Source organism: Nocardioides sp. AN3, from assembly GCF_054653495.1.
Window position 1 is genome coordinate 20,347 of record NZ_BAAIGC010000047.1, and the last position, 6,708, is coordinate 27,054.

At 67.1% G+C, this 6,708-nt stretch carries 5 protein-coding genes; all 5 read left to right on the forward strand.

The features are described from left to right. Positions 1-208 precede the first annotated feature (208 nt). The 5 genes from ACYQ1K_RS26525 to ACYQ1K_RS26545 all read left to right on the forward strand — a co-directional run bounded on the left by ACYQ1K_RS26525 (position 209) and on the right by ACYQ1K_RS26545 (position 6,690). The gene (locus tag ACYQ1K_RS26525; protein ID WP_459986600.1) at positions 209-1,777 is read left to right on the forward strand and encodes a sugar ABC transporter ATP-binding protein; all 1,569 of its coding nucleotides are present in this window, start codon (positions 209-211) and stop codon (positions 1,775-1,777) included. Next, entirely contained in the window at positions 1,774-2,787 is a 1,014-nt protein-coding gene (locus tag ACYQ1K_RS26530) for an ABC transporter permease (RefSeq protein ID WP_459986602.1), read from the forward strand. Before ACYQ1K_RS26525 ends, ACYQ1K_RS26530 begins: the two co-directional genes overlap by 4 nt. A gap of 183 nt (positions 2,788-2,970) precedes the next feature. Next, positions 2,971-3,846 (forward strand): FAD binding domain-containing protein, encoded by an 876-nt coding sequence (locus ACYQ1K_RS26535; protein WP_459986603.1) that lies wholly within the window; start codon positions 2,971-2,973, stop codon positions 3,844-3,846. Beyond that, on the forward strand, positions 3,836-4,318 hold the full coding sequence (locus ACYQ1K_RS26540) for a (2Fe-2S)-binding protein (protein WP_459986605.1): 483 nt from the start codon (positions 3,836-3,838) through the stop codon (positions 4,316-4,318). Before ACYQ1K_RS26535 ends, ACYQ1K_RS26540 begins: the two co-directional genes overlap by 11 nt. Next, complete coding sequence (locus ACYQ1K_RS26545) at positions 4,315-6,690, forward strand: xanthine dehydrogenase family protein molybdopterin-binding subunit (protein WP_459986607.1); 2,376 nt, start codon at positions 4,315-4,317, stop codon at positions 6,688-6,690. The genes ACYQ1K_RS26540 and ACYQ1K_RS26545 overlap by 4 nt, the downstream gene beginning before the upstream one ends. Positions 6,691-6,708: the final 18 nt, after the last annotated feature.

Consider the following 6,708-nt stretch of genomic DNA (forward strand, 5'->3'; position numbering starts at 1 on the left):
GGCTCCGGTGAGCCGTTCGGCCAACCCTCGACTCCATTGACTTTGTGACACGTATCTCGTATACAGAATGCAGACAAGTTCGCGCGGCCGCGCGAACCCGCGTTCCGGAGGAGAGCGATGCGCTACAAGTTCAAGAGGAGCGGACGCAGGATTGCCGCTGCGACAAGCGAGCGCCCCCAGCTCGGGGGAGTCGGCGACTGATATGCACGTGGAGAGTTCAACATCAGTTCGCTCTTCGGCCGCCGCGGACACGGCACCGCCGATCCTGCGCGCGACAGCCTGGTCCAAGAAGTACGGCGAGCGCCTCGTCCTGGACAACGTCGACATCGTCGTCCAGCCCGGCGAGGTTCACGCCCTTGTGGGCCAGAACGGCTCGGGCAAGTCCACCTGGATCAAGACCCTCGCCGGGTACCATGCTCCTGAACCAGGGGCGTCGTTGCAGATCAACGGGTCTGACGTGGAGCTCCCCATCTCGCCTGGCACCGCGACGCATCTCGCCGTCGCGTTCGTGCACCAGGACCTGGCGCAGAACGAGTCGGCCACTGTGATGGAGAACCTCTGCGCCGGGCGCTATGCGCGCCGCGGCCTCGCTCCGATCAGCTGGCGCAAACAGCGGGCCCGGGTTGTCACGATGCTGCGCGATGCCGGGCTCGAAGGTGTCGGCCCGGACACCCCCCTCGCCGCATTGGAACCCGTCGACCGGAGCCTTCTCGCGATTGCGCGGGCGACGTCAGACCTGCGCCACGCCGAGCGCGGACTCCTCGTCCTTGACGAGCCTACGGCGTACCTGCCCAGAGACGGGGTCGAGCGGCTCTTCGCGGCCATCCGGGCGACCGCTGCCCGAGGCTTCGGAGTCTTGTTCGTCTCGCACGACCTGGAAGAGGTCGGCGTCATCAGCGATCGGGTCACCGTGCTGCGGGACGGACGCGCCGTCGGCACCTATGACACCGCCTCTCTCACGCCGGACAGCCTTGCCGAGCTGATCCTTGGCTTCCGCCTGGACGACCTCTACCCCTCTGCCCATGAGGAGCCGGGTGAGGTGGTGGCTCAGGTCGCCGGACTGACAGGCGGAACCTTGGGCGGACTGACGTTCGAGGCTCGCGCCGGTGAGATCGTCGGGTTCACAGGCTTGTTGGGAAGTGGTCACGATATCCTTCCCCACCTCCTGGTGGGGATGACCAGGCCGACCGCCGGTGAGCTCGAGATCAACGGGCATCGAGTCAGCGCACGCAAGATGACGCCGTGCCTGGCGGCCCGATGGGGGATCGCGGTGGTGCCGGCGAACCGTGCACGGGACGGCCTCGTCGGTGTGGCTACGGCGACCGAGAACGTCACGCTGTCCACGCTGCGCAAGCACTTCCGGATGGGCTGGCTCCGCAGGCGTGCCGAGACCAAGCACGTCGCCGAGCTTGCCAACGACTTCGAGGTACGCCCGCCGAACCCGCGGCTCAACGCCCAGTACTTCAGCGGCGGCAACCAGCAGAAGCTGGTCCTTGCCCGTTGCCTCGAGTCGAACCCGTCCGTCCTGGTCCTCCATGAGCCGACCCAGGGTGTGGATGTCGGGACGCGGCAGGTGCTGCTGGGGCGCTTCTCGGAGGTCGCACAGCGGGGCGCCGCCGTTCTGGTGTGCAGCACGGAGTACCAGGACCTGGCGCACCTCTGCGACCGGGTCTTCGTCCTCAACCGCGGCGAGGTCTCGGCTGAACTCAGCGGGGCTGACCTGACCCACGACCGGATCCTCGAACTCTGCTACGGACCCTCCCGGAGGAACTCATGACCAACAACACCAATGTCGAGGCCAACGCCGGGGGCGCCGTCTCCGTCCGTGCCCGTCGCCTCGCGCGACCCGCCGTCCGTGACTACGCGCAGCGCTTTGGACTGCTGGGGGCCTGGATCGCCATCATCGCGGTGTTCTCAGTGATCCTGCCGGAATCCTTCGGGACGATCCGCAACTTCCAGACGATCCTGAGCTCCCAGTCAGTCATCCTGACCTTGGCCATCGCCTTCATGATCCCGCTGATCGCGGGTGAGCTCGACCTGTCGCTGGCTGGGGTGCTCGGTCTGAGCAATGTCCTGGTCGGTTGGCTCAACGTCGTGCACGGATGGCCCATCGTGCCCTCCGTGATCGCCGCCGTCCTTGCCGGCAGCCTGATCGGGCTCATGAACGGTCTGCTCGTTGTCGGGATGAAGCTCGACTCGATTGTCGTGACCCTAGGCATGGGCACGCTGCTTGGCGGTGCCGCACTCGGCATCCAGAGCCTGCCGGTCATCGGAGTTTCCGAGGAGCTTGTGAACGTCGTGCGCTTCCAGGTCTTCGGTCTGCAGATGTCGTTCTACTTCGCGCTCGGCCTGACTCTCGCGGTCGCTTACGTCCTCACCTTCACGCCGATCGGGCGCCACCTCTACTTCGTCGGTGCTGGCGCGAACGTCGCAAGACTCGCGGGTCTGCGCGTGGACCGACTCAAGGTCGGAGCTTTCGTGGCCGCGGGGTTCGTCGCGGCGATCGGCGGAGTCCTTCTGGTCGGCCTGCTCGGATCGGCTGACCCCAACTCGGGGCCGATCCTGCTCCTTCCCGGGCTCGCCAGCGTGTTCTTGGGCGTCACAGCCTTCACGCCCGGGCGCTACAACGCCGCCGGCACGTTCGTGGCGGTCTACTTCCTCGTCTCAGGCATCACCGGCCTCGAGCTGCTCGGCTACTCCGGCTGGATCTCCTCGGTCTTCTACGGCGCCTCGCTGGTCATCGCTGTGGCGCTGTCGCGGCTGGTGGGCCGGCCCCAGCACGGCTGAAGGTCGGGGTGCCGGGGCCCTGGGCCCCGGCACATCGGCGCCCAGTTAGCTCTTGATTCGTAGCTTGTATACGTTATACGATAGGCAAGGAAAGGGGTTCACATGTCAAGCTCTAGCTGCTCGCCTCGCCGGCTCGGTCTTCAGGCCTGCCGATTGCGCGACTGGGGACGAGGTGCCTGAGCCGTGCGACCTGCCCCTTTCTCCCTCGAGACCCCGCAGACCCTCACCGAGGCGGTCGCCCTCATCGGCGACCAGGGTGACGACGCGCTGATCCTGGCCGGCGGCCAGTCTCTGATGCCGATGCTGAACATGCGGATCGCGCGCCCCGACCGCCTCATCGACCTGGGCGGGATCGCCGAGCTTCGCTCGATCACCGCCTCGGACGACGAGCTGGTCATCGGATCCATGACCCGCCATGAGGAGCTCGAGACCTCGCAGCCGATCGCCCAGACTCTAGGCCTCCTGGGCTACGCCGCTGGCTTCGTCGGACAACCGCAGACCAGGTCCCGAGGAACTCTGGGAGGAAGCCTGGCCCTCGGCAGCTCGTTCTCCGAGCTGTGCGTGTGCCTGCTGGCCCTCGATGGCAGCGTCCACGTCGAGAGCACCCGGGGTTCGCGTCGCATCGAGGGCACCGAGCTCTTCTCGTCCTACCTCGAGACCCACCTTGCCGAGGACGAGATCCTCACCTCGGTTCGCTACCCGACCCTCGCTCGTCAGGTTCGCTGGGGATTCTCCGAGCTCAAGTTCCGTGGTTGCGACTTCCCGATCGTCATTGCGGCGGCGGTGCTCGAGATGAGGGGCGACCTCTGCACGTCAGCTCGAATCGCGGTGGGGGGCGCGTCCTCCACCCCCATCCGCGTTCTGGACGCCGAGACGAACCTTGTCGGACGGCCCGTCGACGACGAGGCCATCGCGCATGCCGCAGCTCTCTCCGAGGCCGCGGCAGAACCCATGCACGACCTCCACGCGCCGGCGGACTACCGCAAGCGAGCCGCCGCCATACAGGTCACCAGCGCACTGCGCATGGCGATGAATGGGAGGAACAGTGATGAGCACTGAGCTCAGCCTTGTCGTCAACGACATCGAGGTCCGGCTCGACGGCGTCGAACCCCGCGAGCGCCTCTCCGACGTCCTGCGGGATCGGCTCAGGCTCACCGGCGTCCACCTCTCCTGTGAGCAGGGCATCTGCGGAGCTTGCACGGTGCTCATCGACGGGCGGCCCGCGAAGTCATGCATCGTGCTCGCCCACCAGGCGCGAGACACCCAGGTCACCACGATCGAGGGACTGGCACACGATGGGCAGCTACACCCGATGCAGCAGGCCTTCCGCGACCACTTCGGTCTCCAGTGCGGGTTCTGCACGCCGGGGATGATCCTCAGCGCCTGTGCGCTCCTCGAGCGTCACCCCTGTCCCTCGGAAGAGGACGTTCGGGAAGGCATCAGCGGCAATCTGTGTCGCTGCACCGGCTACGAGCCGATCGTCAACGCCGTCCTCGATGTCGCATCGCGGATCGGGGGCGAGCCGGCATGACGGAGCAGAAGTGGGTCGGTCGTCCCATGCCCCGCAAGGAGGACCTGCGCCTGATCCAAGGCAAGGGCCAGTACGTCGACGACATCTACCTGCCGGACATGGCCTTTCTCCAGATCCTGCGCAGCCCCTACCCGCACGCCCGCATCACGGGCTACGACCTCGAAGCGGCCAAGCAGCTGCCCGGCGTCATTGCGGTCCTGACCGGCGAGGACCTGCGGTCACTGGTAGCGCCGATCCCGAACCCGGACAACCTCGCCCACCTGCGGGCGATCAGCTACCTGCCGCTCGCTGTCGACCGGGTGCGGTTCGAGGGCGAGCCCGTGGTCGCCGTCGTAGCCGAGGACGTGGGCATCGCTGAGGATGCCCTGGACCACATCGAGATCTTCTACGAGCAGCTACCGCCGGTCATCACCCCAGACCAGGCCCTCGCTGAGGACGCCACCCTGCTCTACGACGACTGGGACAACAACGTCCTGGGGGAGCGCTCCGCCAACTTCGGCGACGTCGACCAGGCGTTCGCCGACGCGGACCTGGTCCTTACCGAGACCTACCAGCTGCAGCGACAGACGGCTCTGCCCCTGGAGCTCCGGGCCACCGTCGCCCGCTACGACGGCACCAACCTCGAGGTCTGGTCCTCCACCCAGACCCCGCATCTCCTCCGCACCCTCATGGGCCACGTGCTCAAGATGCCCGAGAGCACGATCCGCGTCATCGCGCCGGATGTCGGCGGCGGCTTCGGGGCGAAGTATCAGCTGCACCGCGAGGAGATGCTCGTCCCCGCGCTCGCCCGGCTCTTGGGCCGGCCGGTCAAGTGGCGCGAGAACATGTACGAGCACCTCGCGGCAACCACCCAGTCGCGCGACAAGCAGGTCGCGGTCCAGCTCGCCGTTACCTCTGCGGGCGTCATCACCGGAGTCCGCGCCGAGATCGTCGTCGACGTCGGCTCCGGCCTGGCCTACCCCTCGAGCTATGGCTCGACCCTCGTGCTGGCGGGCGGAATGCCCCTGGGACTCAAGGCGCAGGCCTACGGCTACCACTACCGCTGCGTCGTGACCAACAAGGCGCCGTCAGGGGCCTACCGCGGCTTCGGCAACAACATGCGCGTCTTCGTGGTCGAGCGATCGATGGACCTGATCGCCGAGAAGCTCGGCATCGACCGGGCCGAAGTCCGGCGGCGCAACCTCGTCTCGCCAGAGGACCTGCCCTACCGTGCCGCGACCGGGGTCCGGATGCGTTCGGGAAGCCTCACCGAGCCGCTGGAGATGGCGCTGCGCGAGGCCGACTACGCCTCCTTCGAACAGCGCCAGGCCGAGGCGCGGGAACAAGGCCGGTACATCGGCTTCGGTATGGTCGCCTTCGCGGAGACGGCCGTGCCGAGCTACTTCGGGATGATCGGCGCCTTCGGCGGCGAAGACTCCTGCACCATTCGGATCGAGCCCGACCGCAGCGTCACAGCGCTCGTCGGAACCGCGCCGCAGGGGCAGGGCCACGAGACTTCTTTCGCCCAGGTCGTCGCTGACGCACTTGACGTCCACCCGGACATGGTGACGATCCGCCACAGCGACACCGCGGCCGCGCCCTACGGACTCGGCGCTTGGGGGAGCCGTTCGTCGGTGGTGGCCGGCGGCGCAGCGATCCTGGCGTGCGAGAAGGTCAAAGCGAAGCTGTGCGCCATTGCCGCGCACATCGTCGAGGGTGAGGTTGCCGACATCCGCTGGATCAGCGGAGGCGTTGAGCACGTGCCCACCGGAAAGGTCGTCGCGTACCAGGACCTCGTCTTCGCGGCGTACGCCGGACGGTCCCACTTGCCCGATGGGATGGAGCCGGGCCTCGAGGCCAACGCCTTCTTCGAGCCCCCTTCGATCGACCGGAAGCCTGACGTCGAAGGGAAGGCGATGCGCCACGGAACGGTGGCAACTCAGGCCCATGCCGTCACGGTCGAGGTGGACGCCGACACCGGTCAAATCCGCTTCCTCGACTACGTGATCGTCCACGACTGCGGAGTGATCATCAACCCAGCCCTCGTCGACGGCCAGCTCCGCGGGGGCCTTGCCCAAGGCATCGCCGGAACGATCTTCGAGGAGATCACCTACGACGCGGATGGTCATCTGCTCACGGGATCACTGCTGGACTACCACGTCCCCACCGCTCGCGACATGCCTCGCGCCCGGCTCTTCCACATGACCTCGCCCGACCCCACGGTCCCCGGCGGCTTCAAGGGCATGGCCGAAGGCGGCACCATTGGCGCCCCCGCTGCCATCACGAACGCGGTCGCAGATGCCTTGCGGCCCTTTGGTGTCTCGCTCAACTCGACACCACTGAACCCGACCCGACTGTCCAAGTTGCTCTTGGACGCTCGACCGGCTCATTGACAGACAGATTCGAAGACT